General features: G+C 73.0%; 17 protein-coding genes and 3 pseudogenes. 12 read left to right on the forward strand and 8 right to left on the reverse strand.

Translation table 11 applies throughout. The annotated features are described in order from the left end of the window. Positions 1–8 precede the first annotated feature (8 nt). The 3 genes and pseudogenes from D6270_RS19105 to D6270_RS19115 form a co-directional block, all read right to left on the reverse strand. Positions 9–1310 (reverse strand): Cmx/CmrA family chloramphenicol efflux MFS transporter, encoded by a 1302-nt coding sequence (locus D6270_RS19105; protein ID WP_204117202.1) that lies wholly within the window; start codon positions 1308–1310, stop codon positions 9–11. A 93-nt stretch (positions 1311–1403) separates the two neighbouring features. Further along, positions 1404–2398: pseudogene (locus D6270_RS19110) on the reverse strand (PQQ-binding-like beta-propeller repeat protein). A 199-nt stretch (positions 2399–2597) separates the two neighbouring features. Next, the gene (locus tag D6270_RS19115) at positions 2598–3287 is read right to left on the reverse strand and encodes an HD domain-containing protein (protein ID WP_109164338.1); all 690 of its coding nucleotides are present in this window, start codon (positions 3285–3287) and stop codon (positions 2598–2600) included. A gap of 130 nt (positions 3288–3417) precedes the next feature. Here D6270_RS19115 and D6270_RS19120 point away from each other — a divergent pair, with 130 nt between their 5' ends. The 4 genes from D6270_RS19120 to D6270_RS19135 all read left to right on the forward strand — a co-directional run bounded on the left by D6270_RS19120 (position 3418) and on the right by D6270_RS19135 (position 6612). Further along, entirely contained in the window at positions 3418–4143 is a 726-nt protein-coding gene (locus D6270_RS19120) for a maleylpyruvate isomerase family mycothiol-dependent enzyme (protein WP_109164337.1), read from the forward strand. Positions 4144–4220: 77 nt separating this feature from the next. Further along, positions 4221–4970, forward strand: coding sequence for a LamB/YcsF family protein (locus D6270_RS19125; RefSeq protein ID WP_109167368.1), 750 nt, complete (start codon positions 4221–4223; stop codon positions 4968–4970). Next, positions 4967–5740: a 5-oxoprolinase subunit B family protein gene (locus D6270_RS19130; RefSeq protein ID WP_109164336.1), complete on the forward strand. Its 774-nt coding sequence runs from the start codon at positions 4967–4969 to the stop codon at positions 5738–5740. The genes D6270_RS19125 and D6270_RS19130 overlap by 4 nt, the downstream gene beginning before the upstream one ends. Then, positions 5737–6612: a 5-oxoprolinase subunit C family protein gene (locus D6270_RS19135; RefSeq protein WP_109164335.1), complete on the forward strand. Its 876-nt coding sequence runs from the start codon at positions 5737–5739 to the stop codon at positions 6610–6612. Before D6270_RS19130 ends, D6270_RS19135 begins: the two co-directional genes overlap by 4 nt. Before the next feature lie 110 nt (positions 6613–6722). On the opposite strand, the pseudogene D6270_RS19140 reads toward D6270_RS19135, so the two are convergent. Beyond that, positions 6723–8932: pseudogene (locus D6270_RS19140) on the reverse strand (heavy metal translocating P-type ATPase). Between the two features lie 328 nt (positions 8933–9260). Between D6270_RS19140 and D6270_RS19145 the strand changes: the two are divergent. Next, complete coding sequence (locus D6270_RS19145) at positions 9261–9950, forward strand: copper homeostasis protein CutC (protein WP_109164334.1); 690 nt, start codon at positions 9261–9263, stop codon at positions 9948–9950. A gap of 49 nt (positions 9951–9999) precedes the next feature. Here the strand turns inward: D6270_RS19145 and D6270_RS19150 are convergent. Beyond that, positions 10000–12080, reverse strand: a pseudogene (locus D6270_RS19150) (HelD family protein). A gap of 397 nt (positions 12081–12477) precedes the next feature. Between D6270_RS19150 and D6270_RS19155 the strand changes: the two are divergent. Further along, entirely contained in the window at positions 12478–12666 is a 189-nt protein-coding gene (locus D6270_RS19155; RefSeq protein WP_109164332.1) for a hypothetical protein, read from the forward strand. Between the two features lie 40 nt (positions 12667–12706). Here D6270_RS19155 and D6270_RS19160 read toward each other — a convergent pair whose 3' ends face one another. Together D6270_RS19160 and D6270_RS19165 are read right to left on the reverse strand one after the other, a co-directional pair. Continuing rightward, complete coding sequence (locus D6270_RS19160; RefSeq protein WP_109164331.1) at positions 12707–14350, reverse strand: DNA repair helicase XPB; 1644 nt, start codon at positions 14348–14350, stop codon at positions 12707–12709. Positions 14351–14715: 365 nt separating this feature from the next. Beyond that, positions 14716–15033, reverse strand: a complete 318-nt coding sequence (locus tag D6270_RS19165; RefSeq protein WP_109164330.1) for a hypothetical protein — start codon at positions 15031–15033, stop codon at positions 14716–14718. A 393-nt stretch (positions 15034–15426) separates the two neighbouring features. Here D6270_RS19165 and D6270_RS19170 point away from each other — a divergent pair, with 393 nt between their 5' ends. Further along, positions 15427–16410, forward strand: a complete 984-nt coding sequence (locus D6270_RS19170; protein WP_109164329.1) for a TrmB family transcriptional regulator — start codon at positions 15427–15429, stop codon at positions 16408–16410. 120 nt (positions 16411–16530) lie between these two features. Here the strand turns inward: D6270_RS19170 and D6270_RS19175 are convergent, their stop codons facing one another. Then, positions 16531–17976, reverse strand: coding sequence for an aminopeptidase P family protein (locus tag D6270_RS19175; RefSeq protein WP_109164328.1), 1446 nt, complete (start codon positions 17974–17976; stop codon positions 16531–16533). Positions 17977–18453: 477 nt separating this feature from the next. Here D6270_RS19175 and D6270_RS19180 point away from each other — a divergent pair, with 477 nt between their 5' ends. From D6270_RS19180 to D6270_RS19200, 5 genes are all read left to right on the forward strand, one after another. Beyond that, on the forward strand, positions 18454–19437 hold the full coding sequence (locus D6270_RS19180; protein ID WP_109164327.1) for a collagenase: 984 nt from the start codon (positions 18454–18456) through the stop codon (positions 19435–19437). 780 nt (positions 19438–20217) lie between these two features. Beyond that, a complete protein-coding gene (locus D6270_RS19185; RefSeq protein ID WP_109164326.1) occupies positions 20218–20814 on the forward strand; it encodes a papain-like cysteine protease family protein in 597 nt (198 codons plus the stop codon). 8 nt (positions 20815–20822) lie between these two features. Continuing rightward, positions 20823–21599 (forward strand): hypothetical protein, encoded by a 777-nt coding sequence (locus D6270_RS19190; RefSeq protein WP_109164325.1) that lies wholly within the window; start codon positions 20823–20825, stop codon positions 21597–21599. A 72-nt stretch (positions 21600–21671) separates the two neighbouring features. Beyond that, on the forward strand, positions 21672–22898 hold the full coding sequence (locus tag D6270_RS19195; RefSeq protein WP_109164324.1) for a metalloprotease: 1227 nt from the start codon (positions 21672–21674) through the stop codon (positions 22896–22898). 97 nt (positions 22899–22995) lie between these two features. Then, positions 22996–23739: an ABC transporter substrate-binding protein gene (locus tag D6270_RS19200; protein ID WP_225976901.1), complete on the forward strand. Its 744-nt coding sequence runs from the start codon at positions 22996–22998 to the stop codon at positions 23737–23739. Positions 23740–23937 lie beyond the last annotated feature (198 nt).

Genomic DNA, 23937 nt, shown 5'->3' on the forward strand with positions numbered 1-23937 from the left:
GCCGGCGCTCAGGGCTGGGTGGGGGAAGGGCCGCCCTGTGCGCCCGCCGCGCACTCGGTGGCCGTCCCGGTGGCCGGTGCCGTACGCCCCGTGGGTCCCGGGCGGCCTGCCTGCCCCGCCCCGGCCGCGCTCTTCGCGATCAGCCGCGAGCGCGAGACGCCGTCTCCGCCGCGCTGGAGCCGCAGCGCCACCGCCACCGCCGCCAGGGCCAGGACCGTCATCCCCGCGCCCGCCCACGCCGTCGCCGCGAAGCCGAAGTCCGCGTCGATCACCGTGCCGCCGAGCCACGGGCCGCTCGTGTTGCCCAGGTTGAACGCGGCCGTCGTCGTGGCACCGGCCAGCGTCGGGGCCGCGCCCGCCACGTTGAACATCCGGGCGTTGAGCGCGGGGGCCGTGAAGAACGCCGACAGGCCCAGCAGGAACGCCAGCGCGACCACCGCGACCTGGCTGGAGGCGAACAGCGCCAGCGCCGCCAGGAACACCGTGGACGCCGTGATTCCGGTGAGCAGCACCCCGAAGAGGTGCGCGTCCGCGACCCGGCCGCCGATGGTCGTACCGATCAGTGCGCCGACCCCGAACAGGCCCAGGATCCACGGCACCCAACCGGAGTCCAGGCCCGCCACATCCGTCAGCAGCGGCGCCAGATAGCTGAACGCGCAGAACACGCCGCCCGCCGCGAGCGCGGTGATCACGATCGCCAGCCAGACCTGCCGGTCCCGGTAGATCGCCAGCTCCTGCCGCAGCTCCGGCTTCCTCTCCGGCAGCGGGATGCGCGGGATGCGGGTGACGACCCCGGCCAGCGCCACCGCCGAGGCCACGCCGACCGCCCAGAACGCCGACCGCCAGCCGAGGTGCTCGCCGAGGAAGGCGCCCATCGGCACGCCGAGCACGTTGGCGATGGACAGGCCGCCGATCATCACGGCCATCGCCCGCGCCCGCTGGTTCACCGGCACCATCGCGATGGCCACCGCCGCCCCGACCGCCCAGAACCCCGCACAGGCGAGCGCGCTCACCACCCGGGAGGCGAAGAGCACCTCGTACGTCGGTGCCAGCGCGCCCGCCACCTGCCCGAGGCCGAAGACCGAGATCAGCGCGATCAGGGTCGTCCGGCGGGGCAGCCGCAGCGTGGCCACGGCGAGCAGCGGGGCGCCGACCACCATGCCGATCGCGAAGGCGGATATGAGGAGGCCGGCCTGCGGGATCGAGACGTTCATGTCGTCGGCGATCGGCGGCAGCAGGCCCGACAGCATGAACTCACTGGTGCCGAGGGCGAAGACCGAGAGGCCGAGGATGTATACGGCCAGCGGCATGGGTGTGCGGCGGCGGGAGGCGGAGTCGGGCATGACTCGTCCCAACACCGGGGAACGCGTCCGCATTCCCGGCTCCCGTCACGTGGACAGTGGTCACGCGGCGGGCAGGGCGTGCAGCTTCTTACCGTGCAGGGCGAACACGTGCTTGCCGTCGGTGGCCACCAGCCAGGAGTGGTAGTCGCCGGACCTGTCGTTGAACGTCCAGCGCAGGGTGCCGTCCTTCGCGTCGAAGGCGTGGATGCCGCCCTGCTCGTCGAGGTCGGTGGCCCCGTACAGGGTGGGGCCGACCCTCACGAACTGCCGGGGCACCTGCGCGCCCGAGTCCTTCAGCGCCGTGGACTGCCAGGCCTTCTTCCCCGTACGCGGGTCGAGGGCCCACAGCGTCCGGCCGCTGTCCGCGATGTACAGCACGTCGTCCAGGACGGTCGGCTCCCGGAAGGTGGTGAACCGCTCGGCCTCCACGGACCACTTCTCGGACCCGTCGGACAGTGCGAAGGCCTGGAGCTCCTGCCCCTGCGGGACGATCACCAGATCCTGGTGGACGACGAAGGGGCCGTAACTCGTCTTCTGCGTCCACACCTGCCTGCCGGTGGCGGTGTCGCGCACCGTGAGGTTCTTCTTGACGTCGGTGTAGACGAGGTGGCGGCCCTGCACGGCGGCGTGGACCCCGTGCTGCTCGGTGCCGAGGTCGCGCTGTTCCTTCCAGGCGAGCTTGCCCGTGCTGCTGTTCAGCGCCGCGATCACATTCGTGCGGGACGAGCCGTCGGCCTCCAGGATCTCGGCGATGACGTACCCCTGCGTCCCGTCCACCGCGACCGGCCTCGGCTGCCGGTACTCCTTGCCGAGGTAGACCTCGTCCACCGGGGCGCGGGGGCTTCGCCGTCCTCGGGGGCCTCGTCGTCGGGCTCGGGGGAGGTGGTACGCGGCGGTGGCGTGCTGCCCGCGCCGCCGGTCGCCGGCTCGTCCTCGCAGCCGGTCAGTCCTGCCCCGAGCGCCGCCATCGCGATACCGCCCCCGGCCAGTCGCAGTATTCGCCGCCGTGAAGATCTGCCGGCCGTCGTGCCGTATCCCGCCAGTCCCTTGGACATGGAGCCGTCCCCCCGTGGAGTCGTCAGAGTATGTGCAACCGCGATGCCAGACGGTAGCGTTCGTGAGGCGTCACCGACCGGGCCAGGGCCTGACCGGAACAACTCCGTGAAGGAACCGGAACATGTGCCGGTCACCGCGGACGGAGGGCACTCGCCATCTGCCGGCCACCGTGGATCGGACGACGGCCCCAGCACCCGGTCAGCGCGGATCGGACGACGGCCCCAGCAGCTCCAGCTCCGTCGCCAGGTTGCGCCGGGCCCGCGCCTCCCACTCGGCGGCCCCGTGCGGCGTGCGGAACAGCCTCGGCAGCGCGAGGAGTTGCCGCAGCACCGCCGCCCGCCCCGCCCGGAACGCCTCGTCGGGGACGAACCCGTACTCCTCCCGCACCTGCGCCGCGTAGTCCGCGTACTCCTGCGGGCTCCCCGCCAGCACCGCCAGGTCCGCGTCGCACAGCACCTCGCCGTTGCGGTCGCCCTCGGCCGGGTCGTGCGTCACGGTGAGCCGGACCAGCCGCGCGACCTCCGCCGTCACCGCCTCCCCCACCCCCGCCTCGGGCAGCGCCCGTTCGGCGAGGGCGGCGCTGCGCTCCTCGTTCTCCGTACGGTCGGGCCGGTACACCGCGTCGTGGAACCAGGCGGCCAGCCGCACCGCGTGCGCATCGGCGGCGTACCCGGCGAGCGTGTCGATCCGGTCCAGGACCGCTGTCAGATGGGCGGTGGTGTGGTACCGCCGCTGCGGCTCGTCCCAGCGGGCCAGGAGGTTCTCGGCGTACGGCAGCGGATCAGGGCCTGCGTCGGGGCCGGGCGCCCCGGAACGGGCGGCGAGCAGCGTGTCCCGCCAGCGGTCGGGCAGGGCACGGGGGTCGCGGGGGCGCGGGCTGTCCGTCATGGGACGACCCTAGAGGCTGGGTCGTCCCGCACGGATGAGAGGCGTGGCCCGTAAGGATGCGAGGCATGGCCCCGTACGGATTCCGGCATCCCGCCCCGGCCACCAACCTCCCTGCGGTTGGCTGGGGTCCATGACGACCACGGCCTCCACCCCCGCCGCCCCCGTACGCGATCCCGAACTCCCCGGCCTCCTCCTCCGCACCGAGCGCGACGCCTTCCTCCCCCTCCTGCGCGCCACCCCCGAGCCCGCGTACGCCCTACGCACCGCGTGCCCCGGCTGGACCGTCCGCCATGTCCTCGCGCACTGCGCCGCCGCCCTGACCCGGGTGGTCGAGGACCGGCTGGAACAGGGGGTGTTCTCGCCCGAGTCCAACGAGCGGGACATCGAGGAGCGGGCCGGGCTGCCCCTGGCCGCCCTCCTCGACGAGCTGGAGCGCGGGATGACCGAGGCCGGTCCGGTGATCGCCGCTGCGGGCGGGATGCTGGACGGGGTCGCGCTCGGCGAGTGGGTGCACGCGGGGGACGTACGCGAGGCGTGGGGGCTGGACGGGGCGTACGCCGGGCGCGGACTGGCGTACGCCCTGGGGCTGCTGGAAGGCGTGGCGTACCGGAAGGAGATGCCGCAGGTTGTGGCGGAAGTCGAGGGCGAGGGGGTGGATCTGTCCGCTTGGAGGGCGCCGCGCCCGCTCGGCGTCCCCTCGCCCGAAGGGCGGCCCGCCGGCCGGTACCGCGGCGACGGGCCCACCCTGATCCGGCTGTACGCGAACCGGCCGCTGGTGGGCACACGGTACGAGCTGCACGGCGTGCACGAGGGTGACCTGCACCTCTTCGGCCGGCCGCCGAAGCTGGCGGACTGAGAGCCGGGCGGAAGGTTCCGCCCCTCGGACCGGCCCTTGTCGCCCCGGAGCCGGGTCACTAGCGTGCGCTCGTGAAGATGGACCTGAACGCGGATCTCGGTGAGGGCTTCGGCCGCTGGACCCTGACCGACGACGAAGCGCTCCTCGCCTGTGTCACCAGCGCCAATGTGGCGTGCGGCTTCCACGCGGGTGATGCCTCCGTGATGCGGCGGGTCTGTGATGCGGCGGCGGTGAACGGGGTACGGATCGGGGCGCAGGTCTCCTACCGGGATCTGGCCGGGTTCGGGCGACGGTCGATGGACGTGCCGTCCGACGAGCTGGCCGCCGAGATCGCGTACCAGATAGGCGCCCTGCGGGTGTTCGCCGAAGCGGCCGGCTCCACCGTCTCGTACGTCAAACCGCACGGCGCCCTCTACAACCGCACCGTCCACGACGAGGAGCAGGCCGCCGCCGTCGTCGCGGGCGTCCGGCTCGCAGGCGGCGGCCTCACCGTCCTCGGGCTGCCCGGCTCCCACCTGCTCGCCCAGGCCTCCGCCGCCGGGCTGCCCGCCGTTGAGGAGGCCTTCGCCGACCGGGCGTACACCGCGCGGGGGACGCTGGTCCCACGCGGCGAACCGGGTGCGGTGGTGCACGACGCCGACGAGGTCGTACGTCGCGGTGTCGGCATGGCGCTGGACCGGGCCGTCACCGCGGCGGACGGCAGCCGGATACCCGTCGAGGCGCGCTCGCTCTGCGTCCACGGCGACACCCCCGGCGCCGCCGCCCTCGCCCGACGGGTGCGGGTGGCGCTGGAGGACGCGGGCGTGCGGGTGGAGGCGTTCACATGAGCCCGGGGGGCGACCGTACGGAGGTACGCGTGCTGCCTGCCGGGGCGCACGCCCTTCTCGTCGAACTGGCCGACGGCGACCACGCCGAGGCCTTCCACGCCGAGCTTCTCCGCCGCCGCGAGCGGGGCGCACTCCCCGGCGTACGCGAGATCGTTCCCGGCGCCCGGACCGTCCTCCTCGACGGGATCGGCCCCCACGAGAAGGCACTCCACGGGGACGGCCATCACGAAAGGACACGCGACGGCGTCCGCAACCGCGAAAAGGCACGGGAGAGCGCGTCCGCCGCCCGGGACCGGCTTGCGCGCGATCTCGTCACCTGGGTCCTGCCGCCCCCGCGCCACGAGGTGCGCGAGGCGGTCGAGATCCCCGTCGTCTACGACGGACCCGATCTGGCGGAGGTCGCCGCGCTCTGGGGCGTCGGCGTCGACGAGGTGCCCGGGCTCCACTCGCGTACCGCGTTCCGGGTGGCCTTCTGCGGGTTCGCGCCCGGGTTCGGGTATCTGACCGGGCTGCCCGAGCGGCTGCATGTGCCCCGGCGCACCACCCCGCGTACGAGGGTTCCGGCCGGGGCGCTGGCCCTCGCCGGGCCGTACACCGGGGTCTACCCGCGCCCTTCGCCCGGCGGCTGGCAGCTCATCGGGCGGATGGTGGACCCGGCGGCCCTGTGGGACCCGGGCCGGGAACCGGCGGCGCTGCTCGGGCCGGGGACGCGGGTGCGGTTCGTGGCCTCGGAGCCCGTACCCGTTTCCCGTACGGAACCGCTCCGATGACCGCCGTACGGAGCGGGCTCCTCCACATCGTCCGGCCCGGCGCCCTCACCACCGTCCAGGACGCCGGCCGGCCCGGCTGGGCGCATCTCGGCGTGGGGCGGGCCGGGGCCCTCGACGCGGCCGCCGCCCGGCTGGCCAACCGGCTCGTGGGCAACCCGCCGGGCGCCGCCCTCCTGGAGACCACCGTCACCGGGTGCGCCGTCCGCCCCGACCGGCCCGTGGCGGCCGTCGTCGGCGGTGCGGGGTGCCGGGTGAGCGTCGACGGACGGCCCGTGGCCTGGGGCGCGCCCGTGCGGATACCGGCGGGCGCGGTGCTGGACGTGGGCCCCGCGGTGACCGGGGTGCGCGGCTATCTGGCGTTCGCGGGCGGCCTGGAGGTGGAGCCGGTGCTGGGCAGCCGCTCCGCCGACCTCCTCTCGGGTCTGGGTCCGGCCCCGCTGGCGGAGGGCGACACGTTGCCGCTGGGCCGACCGGCCGGGGAGCCACCGGCCGGCGAAGGACCCGTTCCCTGGCCCGGCGCCCCCGCCGAGCTGGTGCTCCCCCTCCACCTCGGCCCCCGCCACACCTGGTTCACGGCCACCGCGCTGCGTACGCTCACCGCCGCCGCCTACCGGGTCTCCCCGCACAGCAACCGCATCGGCCTCCGCACCGAAGGGCCTGCCCTGGAGCGGGCCCGCGACGGCGAACTGCCCAGCGAGGGCATGGTGCTCGGTGCGATCCAGGTGCCCCCGGACGGAAGGCCCGTCGTCTTCCTCAACGACCACCCGACGACCGGCGGTTACCCGGTCGTCGGCGTCGTACCGGAAACCGCCCTCGCCGGGGCGGCGCAGGCGGTTCCGGGGACGCGGGTGCGGTTCGTCGTACGGGCGTGAGGACCCCGTAGGAGCGTGAGCCGTCCTGTGGGGGAGCGGAAGGAGCCCCCCCGGCACGTGCCCCTGTACGGGCCCCGTACAGGCGTGAATCACGAGCCCCCCACGTCCCCTCACGCCCCCTTGAAGCCCCGCAGCCGCTGCGAGTTGCCCACCACGAACACCGACGAGAACGCCATCGCGGCCCCGGCGATCATCGGGCTGAGGAGCCCTGCGGCGGCCAGGGGAAGGGCGGCCACGTTGTAGGCGAAGGCCCAGAACAGATTCGTCCGGATCGTGGAGAGCGTGCGGCGCGCGAGCCGGATGGCGTCGGCGGCGGCCCGCAGGTCTCCCCGCACGAGGGTGAGGTCACCGGCCTCGATCGCGGCATCCGTCCCCGTACCCATGGCCAGACCCAGATCGGCCTGGGCGAGGGCGGCGGCGTCGTTGACCCCGTCGCCGACCATCGCGACGCTCCGGCCCTCCGCCTGGAGCCGCTTGACCACGTCGACCTTGTCCTCGGGCATGACCTCGGCGTAGACCTTGTCGATGCCGACCTCGGCTGCCACCGCCTCCGCCACGGCCCGGTTGTCGCCGGTGAGGAGGATCGGGGTGAGGCCGAGGGCGCGCAGCCGCCGGACGGCCTCGGCGCTGGTGCCCTTCACCGCGTCCGCGACCTCCAGGACCGCCCGCGCCTCCCCGTCCCACGCGACCGTGACGGCCGTGCGCCCGGCGCGTTCGGCCTCGCCCTTGGCGCGGGCCAGCGCGTCCGGGAGGCGGATCTCCCACTCGGTCAGCAGCTGCTCCCGGCCGACCAGGACGGCGTGTCCCTCGACGACGCCCTGGACGCCGAGTCCGGGGATGTTGGTGAAGTCCTCGGGGTGGGGAGGGTGGCCCCGTCGAGTCGGTCGACGGCGCCTGCCGCCACGGCCTGCGCGATGGGGTGTTCGGAGGAGTGCTCCACCGCGCCCGCCAGTCGCAGGACGTCGTTCTCGTTTGTGCCTTCGGCGGTGTGGGCGGTGAGGAGGGTCATCTTGCCGGTGGTGACGGTGCCGGTCTTGTCGAGGACGACGGTGTCGACGCGGCGGGTGGTTTCGAGGACTTCGGGGCCCTTGATGAGGATGCCGAGCTGGGCGCCGCGTCCGGTGCCGACCATGAGGGCGGTGGGGGTGGCGAGGCCGAGGGCGCAGGGGCAGGCGATGATCAGGACCGCCACGGCCGCCGTGAAGGCAGCCGTCAGCCCGGCGCCGCTGGCCAGCCAGAAGCCCAGCGTTCCCAGGGCCAGTGCGATGACGATGGGGACGAAGACGGCGGAGATGCGGTCGGCGAGGCGCTGGGCGGCGGCCTTGCCGTTCTGGGCGTCCTCCACCAGGCGGGCCATGCGGGCGAGTTGGGTGTCGGAGCCGATCCGGGTGGCCTCGACGACGAGGCGGCCGCCGGCGTTGATCGTGGCGCCGGTCACGGAGTCACCGGCGGCGACCTCCACGGGTACGGACTCGCCGGTGAGCATCGAGGCGTCCACGGCCGAGCTGCCCTCGACGACCCTGCCGTCGGTGGCGATCTTCTCCCCGGGCCGGACCACGAAGCGGTCCCCGACCTGGAGTTCGGCGGCCGGCACGGTCACCTCGCGGCCGTCGCGCAGGACGGTGACCTCTTTCGCGCCCAGCTCCATCAGCGCCCGGAGCGCCGCCCCGGCCTTCCGCTTGGAGCGGGCCTCGAACCAGCGCCCGGCGAGGATGAAGGCGGTCACCCCGGCGGCGGCTTCGAGGTAGATGTTCCCGGCGCCGTCGCTGCGCGCGATGGTCAGCTCGAACGGGTGCGTCATCCCGGTCATCCCCGCCGTACCGAAGAACAGCGCCCACACCGACCACAGGAACGCGGCCGACGTGCCGACCGAGATCAGCGTGTCCATCGTCGCCGCGCCGTGCCGGAGGTTGGTCCAGGCGGCGCGGTGGAAGGGCCAGCCGGCGTAGACGACGACGGGGGCGGCCAGCGTCAGGGAGAGCCACTGCCAGTTGTCGAACTGGAGGGCCGGGATCATCGCCATCGCGATCACCGGGACGGCGAGGACGAGCGAGGTGACGAGGCGCTGGCGGAGGGCGGTGAGCCCGTCGTCGGGTTCCTCGGCCTCCGCCTCCGTCCGGCTCCTGCTCGCCTCGGGCGGCGGTGGTTCCTGTGCGGTGTAGCCGGTGGCCTCGACGGTGGAGATCAGATCTTGTACGGAGACGTCCTCGCCCCGGTACGTCACCTTCGCCTTCTCGGTGGCGTAGTTGACGGTCGCCTCCACACCGTCCATCCGGTTCAGCTTCTTCTCGATGCGGGCCGCGCAGGAGGCGCAGGTCATGCCGCCGATGGTGAGTTCGGCGGTGCGGGCGGCGGTGCCGGATGCGGTCTCACTGCCGGTGCCGGTGGTGGCGGATTGCGTGGGCATGGCGGCCTCCTCGGGGCGGTCTCAGGGGCTCTCCCTAATACCCCTAGGGGGTATCTTGCCCTCTCCCTATGTATACCCCCCACCCCTATGAAGCGCAAGGCGCGCCGGGAGGGGCCTGCGGGGCCGGGGTGCGCATCTCCGCGATCATGCGTTCAGATGGAGGGCTGCGCGGCCGCACGGCCGCCCCGTAGGCTGGCCATTGGACTAGACCTATAGCCGCGTATCGGAGGAATGGGGACCCATGAGCAACCGTGCAGTCCTGGAGGTGATCGCTCTCGACGCGGAGGACGCGGTCGCCGCCCAGGCAGGTGGTGCAGACCGCCTCGAACTGGTCACCGACATGGCCGCGGACGGCCTGACGCCGTCACGGCAGACCTTCGCGGCGATCCGGTCCGCCGTGGACATCCCGCTGCGCGTCATGCTCAGGCTGGCGGACGGATTCGCCGCCGGTGACGTCGAGGCGCTCGTCCGCAGGGCCCGCGAGCTGCGGGCGGAGGGCGCCGATGAGTACGTCCTCGGCTTCCTGGACGAGGACGGCCACGCCGACCTCGTCGCGGTGGAGCGGGTCGTCGCCCAGCTGGACGGCGCCCGGTGGACGTTCCACCGCGCGATCGACCGGGCCACCGACCGAGACGCCCTGCGCAAGCAGCTCGCGGACCTGCCCGGCCTGGACACGTACCTCACCGCCGGTTCGCCGGACGGGGTCGACGCGGGCATCCCGACGCTCCTCGCGGAGGCCGACCGTGCCGGGGAGCCGGGGTACGAGGCGCAGATCCTGGTGGGCGGCGGGCTCCAGCTCCACCACCTGCCGCGGCTCCGGGCGGCGGGCATCGACGCCTTCCACATCGGCGGTGCGGCCCGTCCTTCCGGCTGGTCGGCGCCGGTGGACGCGGCGGCGGTACGGGAGTGGCGCGAGGCCCTCGACGCCTGAGCCAGGAGGCAAGGGGCGGGGCCGCTCCGGCCCCGCCCCTCCCCGGGCCCTACCCCAGCGCCTCCGGCAACGCCGCCGCGTGGACCACCGTCAGCCCCGACACCGCACGGGTCAGCGCGACGTACAGCCGCCGCAGCCCGGTCCGCTCGTCCGGCTCGCCGTCCACCACGGCCGCGGGCTCGTCCAGCACCACGTAGTCGTACTCCAGGCCCTTCGCCAGCGACGCGGGCACCAGCGTCAGCCGGGACTCGGCGGTGGTCTCCTCCCCGGGCGAGAGATACGCGTGCCCCGCCGCCCCCAGGGCCGCACCCAGCGCCGGAATCCGGGCGTCGGCGGCGATCAGCCCGATGGACCCCTCGTGGCGCAGCGACTCCTCGCAGGCGGAGACGGCGGCGGCATCCAGCGCGTCCGCCCCGCCCACCTCCCGTACGACCAAGGACCCCGGCGACTCCCGCACCGACTCCACCGCCGCGAGACCCGGCGAGATCGCGGGCAGCAGCCGGGAGGCGTAGGCGATCACCTCGCGCGGCACCCGGAAGCCCGCCGTCAGCTCCTCCACCACCGCGTCCGCCTTGCCCAGGTGGAACAGCGCCTCGCCCCAACTCTCCGTGGACCACGGCGTCGTCCCCTGCGCGAGGTCTCCCAGCACGGTCGCGGAGCCGGTCGAACACCGCCGCCCCACCGCCCGGTACTGCATGGGGGAGAGGTCCTGCGCCTCGTCGAGCACGACATGGCCGAGCGAGTGCGTACGGGCCACCAGGTCGCGGGCCTCGTCGATGAGCACCGCGTCCGCCGCCGACCACTTGGCCGACTTCACGCTCCGGGCGGGCTTCGCCCAAAGGATCAGCTTCTGCTCGTCCTCGCCGAGCAGCCCCTCCGCGTGGACGGCCAGGAACTCCGGGTCGGACAGCAGCCGCAGCACCAGCTTCGCCGGGTCCACGGCGGGCCAGATCGCCTTCACGGCCGCCTTGACCGCGGGGCTGCGGGCCACGGTGTTCTGCACCCGGTCGTCGGGGGCCTCGCCGGCCTCCTCCATCCGTACGAGGACGGCGTGCGCGATCCGCTGCGGCAGGGCCTCGTGGGCGGAGCCGTACCGCATGTCCCGGGCGAGCAGCTCGTCGACCATCTCCTCGATCTCGTACGCGGGCACCCGCCAGCGCCGCGACCCGCGCACCACGACGACCGGCTCGGTGGGGGTGGTGACGTGCGAGCGGACGGCCCGGCGCAGCACCTCGGCCATGCGGGCGTCGCCCTTGATGACGGCGGCGGCCGCGTCGTCCGTGCCGCGCACCTCCACGTCCGCCGTCACCAGGTCGTCGACGGTGGCCTGCTTGACCTCCAGCTCACCGAGGGCGGGCAGGACCTGTTCGATGTAGTGGAGGAAGGACCGGTTCGGCCCGATGACGAGGGTGCCGGTGCGGGCGAGCCGCTCCCGGTGCGCGTAGAGCAGGAAGGCCACCCGGTGCAGGCCGACGGCGGTCTTCCCGGTGCCGGGGCCGCCCTGGACGCAGACGGTGCCGCCGAGGCCGCTGCGCACGATCTCGTCCTGCTCGGGCTGGATGGTGGCGACGATGTCGCGCATCGGGCCGACGCGGGGACGTTCGATCTCCGCCTGGAGGAGGCGGCTGGTGTGCGCGATCTCGGCGGGGTCGGTGAGGTGCTCGTCCTCGTACGCGGTGAGCTCACCGGCGGTGTACCCGAAGCGGCGGCGGAGCCCGACGTCCTGGGGTTCTTCGGGGACGCCTGGTAGTACGGCTGGGAGACCGGGGCCCGCCAGTCGATGACCATCGGGTCCCCGGCGGCGTCGTGGACGTGCCGGCGCCCGATGTAGAACCGCTCGCCCTCCGCCCCCTCGGCCAGGTCGCCGCCGACGGCGTGGAGATAGTCGAGGCGGCCGAAGAACAGGGGGGTGTGGGAGAGGTCGGCGAGCGCCTTGATGCGGTCGTCGATCTGGGACTGGAGCACGGCGGCGTTGACCCAGTTGGCGGTGACATCCCGGATGTCGAGGGCCTGGACGTCCTCGCGCATCGCCCGCAGGGCGGCGCGGGACGCGGCGAGATGAGCGCGTTCGTGCGCCAGGGGATCGGCGGGTTCGGTGGTGGAATCGCTTGTCGCTACGTGCGCGGGCACGGTGTTGCCTCCGGCTCTTCAACGGCTCGTCGACGACCTCTCGACGGCTGGGGACGGCTCTTCGACGCAACCCGGCGGACCGCCATCGGTTCCGGCGGGGGCCGGAGCAGGACGGTCCGCTCGGAAGGTTCGTTCGCGTGTGTCGGCCGGTTTCCGTCCGGTCGGCGGCGCTCCCGGGGCCGTCGATACGGCGCGGGAGGCGGGCAGACCGGCGATTGTAGCCACAGCGCCGGGCGGCGGCGAAGCGGATTAACGGCCCCGCCCGGCGGAGGAGAGGCGAGGGATACCCGTAGGGGATGCGTGCGGCTCGAGCGGTACCGCAGACCTACGTGCCCGGTGCGCAGGTTCCCTCTGCGGACCGACGCGGCCGAACGGGTGACGGCAGCACCATGGATACATGAGCACAGTAACCCTGAACCCCCGCAGGACCGGCCCCGCGCACGGCGCGACCGCGGTCACCGGTCACCACCGACCCCATCGCGTCGGCGACGCGGTGCGCGCCGTCAAGGTGTTCGTGACGGCGGCCTTCGGGGTCGTCGTCCTGGGGGAGTTCGCGGAGGAGGCGGGGGTGCGGCGGGCCCGCTGAGGCTGCCGTCGCATTCCTGCCGCACTCCCGCTCTCCCGTCTCAGTTGCCCGCGAGCAGCTCGTCCGCGTCGACGATCCGGTACGCGTACCCCTGCTCCGCCAGGAACCGCTGGCGGTGCGCCGCGAAGTCCTGGTCGATGGTGTCGCGGGCGACGACCGAGTAGAACCGCGCCTCGTGCCCGTCGGCCTTCGGCCGCAGGACGCGCCCCAGCCGCTGGGCCTCCTCCTGGCGCGACCCGAAGGTCCCGGAGACCTGGATGGCGACGGTCGCCTCCGGCAGGTCGATGGAGAAGTTGGCGACCTTGGAGACGACGAGGACGCTGATCTCCCCGTTCCGGAACGCCCCGAAGAGCTTCTCGCGCTGGGCGTTGCTGGTCTCGCCCTTGATGACGGGGGCGTCCAGATGTTCTCCCAGCTCATCCAGCTGGTCGATGTACTGCCCGATGACGAGGGTCTGCTCGCCCTGGTGCTTGCGTACGAGCGCCTCGGTCACCTTCCGCTTGGTGGCGGTGGTGGCGCAGAAGCGGTACTTCTCCTCCGCCTCGGCGGTGGCGTAGGCGAGCCGCTCGGAGTCGGTGAGGTTGACCCGCACCTCGACGCAGTCGGCGGGCGCGATGTAGCCCTGGGCCTCGATCTCCTTCCAGGGGGCGTCGAACCGCTTGGGCCCGATGAGCGAGAAGACGTCGGACTCGCGCCCGTCCTCCCGTACGAGGGTCGCGGTCAGCCCGAGCCGCCGCCGGGCCTGGAGGTCGGCGGTGAACTTGAAGACGGGGGCGGGCAGCAGGTGGACCTCGTCGTAGACGACGAGCCCCCAGTCCCGGGAGTCGAAGAGCTCCAGGTGCGGGTAGATGCCCTTACGCCGGGTGGTCAGCACCTGGTAGGTGGCGATGGTGACCGGCCGGATCTCCTTCTTCGTCCCGCTGTACTCACCGATCTCGTCCTCGGTGAGGGACGTCCGCTTCACCAGCTCGTGCTTCCACTGGCGGGCGGAGACGGTGTTGGTGACGAGGATGAGGGTGGTGGCCTTGGCCTCGGCCATGGCACCGGCCCCGACGAGGGTCTTCCCGGCCCCACAGGGCAGCACGACCACACCGGACCCACCGTGCCAGAACCCTTCGACGGCCTGGCGCTGATACGGCCGCAGCGCCCAGCCGTCCTCGGCCAGCTCGATCGGATGGGCCTCGCCGTCGACGTACCCGGCAAGGTCCTCGGCGGGCCACCCCAGCTTCAGCAGGGTCTGCTTGATCTGCCCGCGCTCGGAGGGGTGCACGGCCACGGTGTCCGGATCGATCCGGGCGCCGACGAGCGGCTGCACCTTCTTCGACCGCAGGATCTCCTCCAGCACCGGCCGGTCGGTACTGGTGAGCACCAGCCCGTGCACCGGGTGCTTGGAGAGGGTGAGCCGCCCGTACCGCGCCATCGTCTCGGCGATGTCGACCAGGAGCGCGTGCGGCACGGGGTAGCGGGAGAACTCCACCAGGGCATCGACGACCTGCTCGGCGTCGTGCCCGGCGGCACGGGCGTTCCACAGCCCGAGCGGGGTGACCCGGTACGTGTGGATGTGCTCGGGCGCACGCTCCAGCTCCGCGAAGGGTGCGATGACCCGACGGCAGGCGTCCGCCAGCTCGTGGTCGACTTCGAGGAGCAGCGTCTTGTCGCTCTGGACGATGAGGGGTCCGGTCACGCGCTTCGGCCCTTTCTGCGGGGTGTGGCCACGGATGCGGCCAAACGTCCAGTGTGCCGCATCGGGGGCGGGACGGGTGAGTGTGTGCGGAGCCCGGGGCGGCCCCGGCCTCGGGCCCGCGCCGCTGTGGCTCGAACCGCACGGGGGCGCCCGGCTATGAGCCCGGTGGCGGACCGAATTGATTGCGTAGGGGTATTCCGGGCACCCTGCTTTTGTTTTTGATCGTCCGCCCGTACTTTCTCTCCTGGCCGCAGACCGGTCACGGCCAGGATTTCCCTCATCGTCTCCTCTGCGGCGCTGCCGATATCCGCACGGGCCATTCTGCTCCGGCCCGGTGGGCCGCCGGATCCACCGCCCGTGTACGGTCAGGCTTCCGAACGTGTGCGGACGACGGGGAACGGATACTCCAGGCTGCCCTCGTTCTCCCAGAACGCGGCCGTCGCCGCTTCCCAGTCCATAGCCCATTCCCGGCACACACCGCGGACCCTCCAACGAGCGACGGCCGGCAGCGCGCCGTCGGGGGCCGTCCGCTCGGCGGCGAGCGCCGCCTCACACGCCTCGCGGGCGCAGCGTACGGCTTCCTCGCTGGTCGAGGCCGGTCCCGTGAAGATGTGCAGGCCATGCCTGCCGGGCTGCTCGCGGTGTGTGGTGGGGACGCTCACCTGGAAATAGGGCTTGGTCATGACGCCTTCCCCTCGGTCGGAGCCGCTCCGCGATCGCACGCGTCAGAATTCAGGACGTCCCGTCGGTCGAGGGCGCGGGATTCTTTGCGGATGTTCCGCCCCCGGCCCGTCACTCGGCGTGGGGAGGGCGGACCGGGAGCAGGAAGCGGTGGAATGCCCGATCAGCATTCAGCCGTCCCGTCAGGGGTTTCCCTCCGGTGAGCGAAAGGGCTCGTGTGTACGTGTCGCACACGGCCCGGGAGGCGAAGACGCAGCAACCTGGATCTTCCTTCATCCGGTGGTTCCTTTATACACTCGCCGCACTTTCATCTGTGGCAGAGAAGTGCCGCAGGCATGAATGCGACGCCCTGGCGACGGCTGTGGGTCCGGTGGTGCGGCCAGGGAGAGACAAGGATGCCCGACGTGACGCATTCCCACCTCGGTTCGCTCGGCCTCTCGGCGCAGGCCGCCGCGCTCTACAGCCGCCTGCTCGAAACGGGCCCGCTGACCCCGGCCCAGCTGGCCGCCCGGGTGGGCGAGTCCGAAGAGACGCTGACCGCCGCGCTGTCGGAGCTGGCGTCGGTCGCCCTGCTCGCCCCCCTGGGCCAGGAAGGCGATCCGGTCGTTCCGTTGGACCCGACCGCCGGACTCCAACTCCTGGCCTCCCGGCGCAAGGCGGACCTGAACGCGGGGATGACCGCGGTCGTCGCGGCCTACGAGTCCTATCGGCGGGCCCACAGCCTGCCCCCGGGAGCGCCCACCGTCGAGGTCCTCGAACAGGCCTCCCTGCAACGCAAGGTGGTCGAGCTGGAGCGCAGTGCGGTGAGCCAGGTACGCAGCTTCGACACGGCCCCCTATGGCGCGGCGACCATCGCCAACCCCGTCGAGATCGCCAACCTGGGCCGCGGTGTGTCCTACCGGGTGCTCTACGCGCAGAGTTCGGTCGAGACGCCGGACTACTTCCAGGGAAACATCGTGCCGTGCACGGCCGCCGGTGAGGAGGCCCGGATGGCGCCCTCGGTACCGGCGAAGATGATGCTGGTGGACGACCGCTTCGCGCTGGTCTCGCTCAGCTCCGTGCACGCCGACACCCATCACGGAGCCCTGCTGGTCCACCCGTGCAGTCTGCTGCCCGCCCTGTCGGCCCTGTTCGAGTCCGCCTGGCAGTCGGCGCGGCCGCTCGCCGCGAGGGAGGGCGCGAGCACCACGGTGCTGCGCCCCCTGGAGCGGCGGCTGCTCGCCTTGCTGGCGGCGGGGGTCGCGGACGAGGCCGCCGCACGGAACCTGGACATCAGCAAGCGGACGCTGGCGCGGGCCGTCGAACGGCTGATGTCGCTCGCCGGGGTGTCGTCCCGGTTCCAGCTCGGCGTGCACGCCAAGTCCGAGGGGTGGCTCTGAGCCGACGCAGGGAGCCGGCTCAGAGCCGGTCGGGCGCCGGTCGGCGGGACACGGTGCCCGGCCATCCGGCCACCCGGCCACCCGGACCCGGGACCAGGGACCCGGGTCCGGGCGTCATAGCTATCCCCGTGTCGCGCTTATCCACGCCTCTATCCCGTCCGCATCCCGCGGCAGCCCGGAGGAGAGACACCGGGCGCCGTCGGCGGTGACGACGAAGTCGTCCTCGATCCGCACGCCGATGCCGCGCAGTTCCTCGGGCACGGTCAGGTCGTCGGGCTGGAAGTAGAGGCCGGGCTCGACGGTGAGGACGTGCCCGGCCTCCAGGGTGCCGTCGGCATACGTCTCGTCACGGGCGGCGGCGCAGTCGTGGCAGTCCAGACCGAGCATGTGGCCCGTGCCGCACACGGTGTAGCGGCGGTACAGCGCGGGACCGTGGGGCAGGTGCCGGCCGCCGGGCCGCAGCCCCCAGGCGTCGAGCCCCTCGGCGATGACCCGGGTGGCCGCGTCGTGGAAGGCACCGTACGGCGCACCTGGGCGCAGCGCGGCGATGCCCGCCGACTGGGCGGCGAACACCAGGTCGTAGACGCGGCGCTGGACGTCGGAGAACCGCCCGCCGACCGGCAGGGTCCGGGTCACGTCCCCGGTGTAGAACGAGTCGGCCTCGACACCCGCGTCCAGCAGGAGCAGGTCTCCGTCCCTGACCGGGCCGTCGTTGCGGGTCCAGTGCAGCGCACACGCGTGTGCCCCGGCCGCCGCGATGGTCTCGAACCCCAGGCCGTGGCCTTCGAGCCGGGCGCGCCGGTTGAAGGTGCCCTCGATCCAGCGCTCACCGCGCCGGGCGCGCATCGCGTGCGACAGTTCACCGGCCACGTCGTGGAACCCGGCGACCGTGTGACGCACGGCCGAGTCCATCTGCTCGATCTCCCACGCGTCCTTCACCAGCCGCAGCTCCGACAGGAAGGCCAGCAGTTCCCCGTCGGCCGCGGCGGACGGCGGCACCAGGGAGTCGACCAGCGGGTCCTGACCGCGCACCACCCGGGTCGGGACGCGGGTGGTGAGGGCGGCCTCCACGCGGTCGCGGTGGTCCGTGCCGATTCCGAGGGAGTCGGCGGTCTCCGCCAGGGTCCGCCTGCGGCCCACCCAGAACTCGCCGTGGCGGGGGTCCCGGTGCAACTCGGTACTGCCGGCGCCGGGATCGCGCGGAGAGCGCGGCCGGACGAAGAGCGTGACCTCGTGGCCGCCGCCGGTCGGCTCGAAGACCAGGACGCTGTCGGGCACCGCCCCGGTGCCCTGCTCGGCGGTGAGGTGGATGAAGGCGGAGTGCGGCCGGAACGCATAGTCGAAGTCGTTGCTGCGGACCTTCAGCCCGCCCGAGGGGACGACGACGCGCTCCCCGGGAAATCTCGCGGAGACCGCGGCACGCCGCTTCGCCGCCCAGGCCGCGCCGGGGACGGGTCGCGGGGCGAGGTCGGTCACGGCCCAGCCATGCCCGAAGAGTGCCTCCGGTGCGGCCGGTCTCCCCGTCGTCCGGTCCCCGGTGCCGGGTGATCCGTCCCGTCGATCCATCGTGCGCCTCCTGGCGTCTCGTGGTCCCTGCCGCGCCCGGTCGGCGCGCGATCCCCCCTCCCGGCCCCGCGAACTCCTCCGCCCACGGCCGGAGTCGGTCGGACCGGCCGTGGGCGGAGGGCGGGGGAGGGGATGCGCGGCAGTCTCGCACCGGCTGTCCGCGTCCACTTCATACAGACGCACAAGGCTCGGTGGTGCGATGTCGGACAGCTGTAACGGCCCACGCCCCGAGGGGTGCGCCGTCACGGGCACCGCCGTGGACGCCCGTTTTCTTGCGTATCCGGAATCCGCCTTTCCTGCCTTGTCGCCTCCCGACGGGGCCGCCACAGTTCCACCAGTCGACGGCCAGGCGCCGTCCGGCCGAAAGTCTCCGTTCCATTCCGATGCCCCTGCGGACCGGCGTGCGGCAAGGCACAGCGGTTCCAGGTCCCGGCAGCCCCGGCCCGTCCGGCCGACGGCACGCACCCAGGGAGAGTCATGCCCCACGTTCCGGCCCGCAGCCGCCTCATACCGCTCGCCGTCTCCGTTCTGGCCACCTGCGCGGTGACGACCCTCGCCGTGGCCCCGACGTCAGCGAGCACCCCGCAGAGCACCGCGGTCCCCCGCGCCGCGGCGGCCCCGGCCCCGCACGGCCCCGCCGTCACGGCGCCGTCCGACGCTCCGACCGCCGTGCGCTCCAGCGCCCCGGCCAAGGTGGCGACCCGGGCGGTGAACTCCACCCTGCCCGTCGACCACAGTTGCAGCAGCACGCTGCGCGTCCGTGCCCAGCAGATGACGAGCGGCCAGCTCAGCTCTGTCTGTACCAGCCTCGCCGGCCAGGCTGCCTACTTCCACAACGTCGTGAAGAGCAACAGCCAACCGGTCAGCGGAGACAACAACACCAGCCTCGAAGTCGTGGTGTTCAACTCCAGCTCCGAGTACCGGAGACTGGCGGGCAGCCTCTACGGGGTCAGTACGAACAACGGCGGCGTGTACCTGGAGGGCAACCCCTCCGCGCCGGGCAACCAGGCCCGCTTCATCGCCTACCGCGACGAGACCGCGTCCGCGTTCACCGTGAAGAACCTCAACCACGAGTACACGCACTACCTCGACGGCCGGTTCAACATGTACGGCGACTGGAACGCCAACATCTCCACCCCCACCCTGTGGTGGATCGAGGGCCTGGCCGAGTACGTCTCCTACGGCTACCTCCGCCGGCACAACACCTGGGCGGCCGGTGAGGCCTCCCGGCAGACGTACAACCTCAGCACCCTGTTCGACACCACGCAGCAGCACGACCAGGACCGTGTCTACGCCTGGGGGTACCTGGCCGTCTACTACCTGATGGAGAACCGGCCCGCCGACGTCGCCAAGATCCTCGGCTACTACCGTGCCGGCTCCTGGCAGGCCGCCCGCACCTACATCAAGCAGAACATCGGCACCCGCTACGACGCCGACTTCCGCAGGTGGCTGCTCACCTGATCCGGATGTGGGGCACCCTCCGGGGGGAAGGTGCCCCACGGGCCAGGGGCACCTTCCGGGGGTCGCATTGATTGCGTATCAGCGATTCCGCCACCCCGTATATGCGCCGCCGCCCGACAGGAATAGGTTCCAAGACGTCGGCCGGGTCCGCGACGGAGGCTCGATACAGCCAAGGGTGTCCCTTTCGTCGCCCCGGCCGGCACCGCACGGGCATGCCCCGGGCGGCGGCCGGTCCACGTGCCTCACCGGCACGGCCGACCGCGTGGCCCGCGTGACCCGTGCCGATGGCGTCGTCGGCCACGGGCAGCGGCCTGCCCGCGGCCGACGACGCACTGCCCGGAAGGACTTGGCCCTCCGTGGCCCGGTCCCGTACCGGTGTTTCCCCCTCCCGGCTTCGGCCCCGCCCCACGGCACCGGCGTGCCGATGGCCTTCCCGCGCCCGCGCGTCCTCCGGTGACCGTCCGGGCGGGCGGAGGGATTCCGGCCCGAGCGTCGGCCAGGCGTAAAAGTGCCGGTGGCAACTCGGTGTCGCCGTGTTTACCCAACGTCCATGTATAAAGACCCCACCGATCGACGGAGACCCCGGCACGACCGGTGCACTGCCTCTTCGCCGCGGCCCCGGGCGCTGGTCCCGTGGACCCGCACGCACGCGACGGACTTCTCCGATCCGCCCCTCCGCGACGCCCGCCCCGCATGTCCCCCGCCGCTCTCCGGCGCTCCCAGCTCGCCCTTCGTGGGTCGCGGCTGCCCGGAGACGGCACGAAGGAAGGCCAACCCCCCATGTTGTCCCCACGTATCGCCCGCACCGCCGCCGCGGCGGCACTCGCCATAGCCGGCACCCTGGCCGGAGCGCAGAGCTCGGCGGCCGCCGTCCTCTCGTACACCCAGGAGGTGCAGAAGGGCGGTTACTGGTGCTGGGCCGCGACCGCCGTCAGCATCCAGAAGTACCACGGCTCGCAGATCGACCAGGACCGGTTCTGCCATGTGGCCCGCAACATCCCGGCGAACCGGTCGTGCCCCGACGAGGGCCTGGCCTGGCCGAACATCGTCAAGGGCTACAACGCGACGGGTTATTCGGCCAAGTGGACCCAGTCCCACCTGCCGTTCTCCACCGTGAAGCGGGAGATCGACGCCGACAGCCCCTTCGTCATGGGGGTCACCTGGACCAACGGCCCCAGCGTGAACAGCCAGCACACGGTGGTCGTCTACGGCTACGACGACTCCTACAGCACCGCCAACCCCACGGTCAGCTACGCCGACCCCGGGCCCGACTCCCAGCGCCGGACCACCGTGGCCTGGAACGACCTGGGTGTGCGGACGCCCACCTCGCAGTTCAGGTGGACCGACACCATCTACGACATCCGCAAGAGCGGCTGAGGCAGGCCGTGTCCGGGCACACCGGCCGACGGGTGGCCGTCACCGTCCTGTCCGCCGCGGCGCTGTGGTCCCCGACCGCGCAGACCGTCGCGGTGGCCGATTCCCCGCGGCCGGTGGTCGAGAGACTGCCGGAGCAGGAGGTACGGGTGGCGGTGGCCGCGGCCCGTGCACCCGGCGCGGTCAACCTGGCCCGCAGCAACCTCGGTATCCCCGCCGGGCAGTCCGCCGCGCTGCGCGTCGACGACCGGGGCACCGTGGTCCACCACCTCGACCCCGCCTTCGCCGGACGCGGCGGACGTCTCCCGCTCGCGGTGCCGGGCTATGTGGCCGTCACCGCACACGCAGACGACGGACGCGTGGTCACCCTCCAGGTCGCCCGGGTGGCCCCGGCCGGCGGAGGAGCACCGCGATGGGCCGCGGTGGCGGCAGCCCAGGACGCCACCGAGGCCGGCCTGGCCCGGAGGCTGGAGGGGGACGAGGTCCTCTTCGAGGACCAGGGGCCGCGCGGACGTGAGTGGTACGCACTCGGCGACCGGGCCCTGCGCCCCCTGACCGAGGGTCGCGGCCGGTCCGGGCCCCCGAGGACCGTGACGATCGCGAGCTACACCAAGGCACTGCGCGAACGCGCCGCCTCGGCCGGACCAGCGGTTCCTCCCGACGCGGCCGGCCGGTCCCACGGTTCCGGCGACCGGCCGTGGTTCCTCGTCGGGGTCGCCGCCGTCGTCGCGGCGGGCGGCTTCGCGGCCCTGCGCCACCGGCGCGGCCGCGCCGACCGGCACCGCTGAACTCCCCTCACCCGCACACCTCTCCCCGGGCCTGTCGGCCCCGAGGAGCCCCCCTCGATTCCAGGAGTCGTCATGCCCACCCGATCGCATGCTCCGTCCGCCCCGGCCGCCGGACCCACCGCCGCCCCGACCACCAGACGCCGCGTCCTGGCGGCCGCTCTGGCCGTAGGCGCCGGAATAGCCCTCGCCACGCCGCTCACGGCCGGGACGGCCGCCGCCGCGTCCACCACCTGTCTCAACGGCACCCTCGCCTTCGACCACAACGACGCCGAGGCGGGTACCCGCAAGCCCCTGGTCACCGAGCGGGCGCGGAACTCCAACTGGGAGCTGTGGGGCCGCCGTACCGCTTCGGGCCAGGTGGAACGGCTGAGCAGCGGCCTCACCGGTGCCACCGACGGCCGCTTCTCCGCCTGTCACACCGGCACGGCCGCACCGCGCGACGTCCACGTCCGGTTCTTCTCCAGCGCCGGCACCCTGTGGCGGGTCGTCGGGGCGGGCACGGCGAAGCAGGGCGACCCGAACTGGAAGAACACCACGCAGTACACCTTCACCACGGCCACCCGGAACACCCCGGCGGCCACCACCGACCTCGGCACGGTCAAGGTTCCGAAGGCGATGCAGCAGGCCTGGAAGATCACCGACACCCTGAACCAGCTGTACGGCAAGCGCGGCACCGGCTCCCTCTGCTGGACCGCCCACCAGACCTCCGCCTGCGATCAGCTGACGGTCGCCTGGCGGCAGGACGGCTCCAGCGGCGGCTACTGGGACCACCCCTCCTTCCCGGGCGACACCAGCGACGGCACCGACTGGGTCGTGCTCAAGGCCGATGACCCGGACTCGAAGCACCTGATCCTCCACGAGGCCGGCCACTGGTTCCAGTGGCAGCTCCACGACAAGCAGTGGCCCCCCGTCCGCGACTGCAACGGCCACAGCCTGGACAGAGGCGCCTCGGCCGCCTGCGGCTGGACGGAGGGCTTCGCCAACGCCGTCGCGGCGTACGCCCTCGGCGACTCCCGCTACACGTTCAGCACCGGCGACTCCTACGACCTGCTCGACCAGCGGGTCGTGGGCGGCTGGGGCAAAGGCGACTGGGTCGAGGGCCGGGTGGCCGCCGCACTGCTCGAACTGTGGGGGCCGAACGGACCCGACGGCGGCAACTGGAACCGCACCCTCAAGCTCATGAACACCTACGTCAGCGCCGACTTCAAGCAGTTCTTCACCCAGCACCGCCCGCTGGCCGGGCTCTCCACCACGGGGGCCGCCAAGACGATCATCAACCGCAACACGATCGTCTACTGACCGGGCGGCGGCCGGAGGCTGTGCGGGCCTCCGGCCGCCGACGGGCGCCGCTCCTCCCGTCCTCCCCAGTCCGCCACGGCGTCGAAGGACCACGACCATGAGATCCCTGCGGATCTGGATACCCCTGCTGTGCACCGCCGTTCCGGCCGCCGGAGCGGGAGCCCGGCTCCTGCTGTCCGAGGACGGCGACCGGGAACGGCCGATCTCCGTAGGCACCACCGACGTCGTCGGCAGCCTGGACCCGGCCGGTTCCCACGACACCGGTTCCTGGGCCCTCTACAGCAACCTCTACCAGTCGCCGCTGACCCTCCGGCCGGGCTCGGCCGCACCGGTGCCCGACGCGGCCGAGAGCTGCCGCTTCCCCGACGCGTTCCTCACCGCGTACGCGTGCACCCTGCGCGCAGGGCTGACGTTCGCCAACGGGCGCCCTCTGACCGCCCAGGACGTGCGGTTCTCCTTCGAGCGGATGCTCGGTATCGCCACCGACGTCGGCCCGGCGACGCTCTTCGCCGGCCTGGACAGCGTCTCGGTGCGCGGCTGCACGGTGACCTTCGGGGCATGGCGGCGCGGCGGTGTCGAGGTGGCTTACCGGCAGTTGCCCTCGGACCGGACCTCCACCTACGAGCCCGGCGGGGAGTCCGGGCGGATGACGGAGGCGGCGGCTGCCGAGATCCGCACGGTGGTCTTCGACCTGCGCTCCGGCTCACCCCTGGCCGAGCGGGAGGTACGGCAGGCGGTCGCGGTGCTGGTCGACCGCGGCCGCATCACGACCCGGGTCCACCACTCGACGGCCCGCACACCACAGGGACGCCCGGTGCGCGAGGGTGTACAGCACAGCTGACGAAACATACGGTATGAGCACGAATTTCCGGTCGGCCGCGGAGCCGGCCCTTCCTTCGGGAGGCGCTGTGGCGGGCGACGACGGAAGCGGCCTCTTCCAGCCACTCCCGGGTGCGGCGTTCCTGCGGTCGTCCCTGGCGGGCGCCGAGTGCCGCCCCGCGCTGGTGCTGCTGGAGGGCGGGGCCGGGACCGGCAAGAC

This window comes from Streptomyces griseus subsp. griseus, assembly GCF_003610995.1.
Classification (GTDB): Bacteria; Actinomycetota; Actinomycetes; order Streptomycetales; family Streptomycetaceae; genus Streptomyces.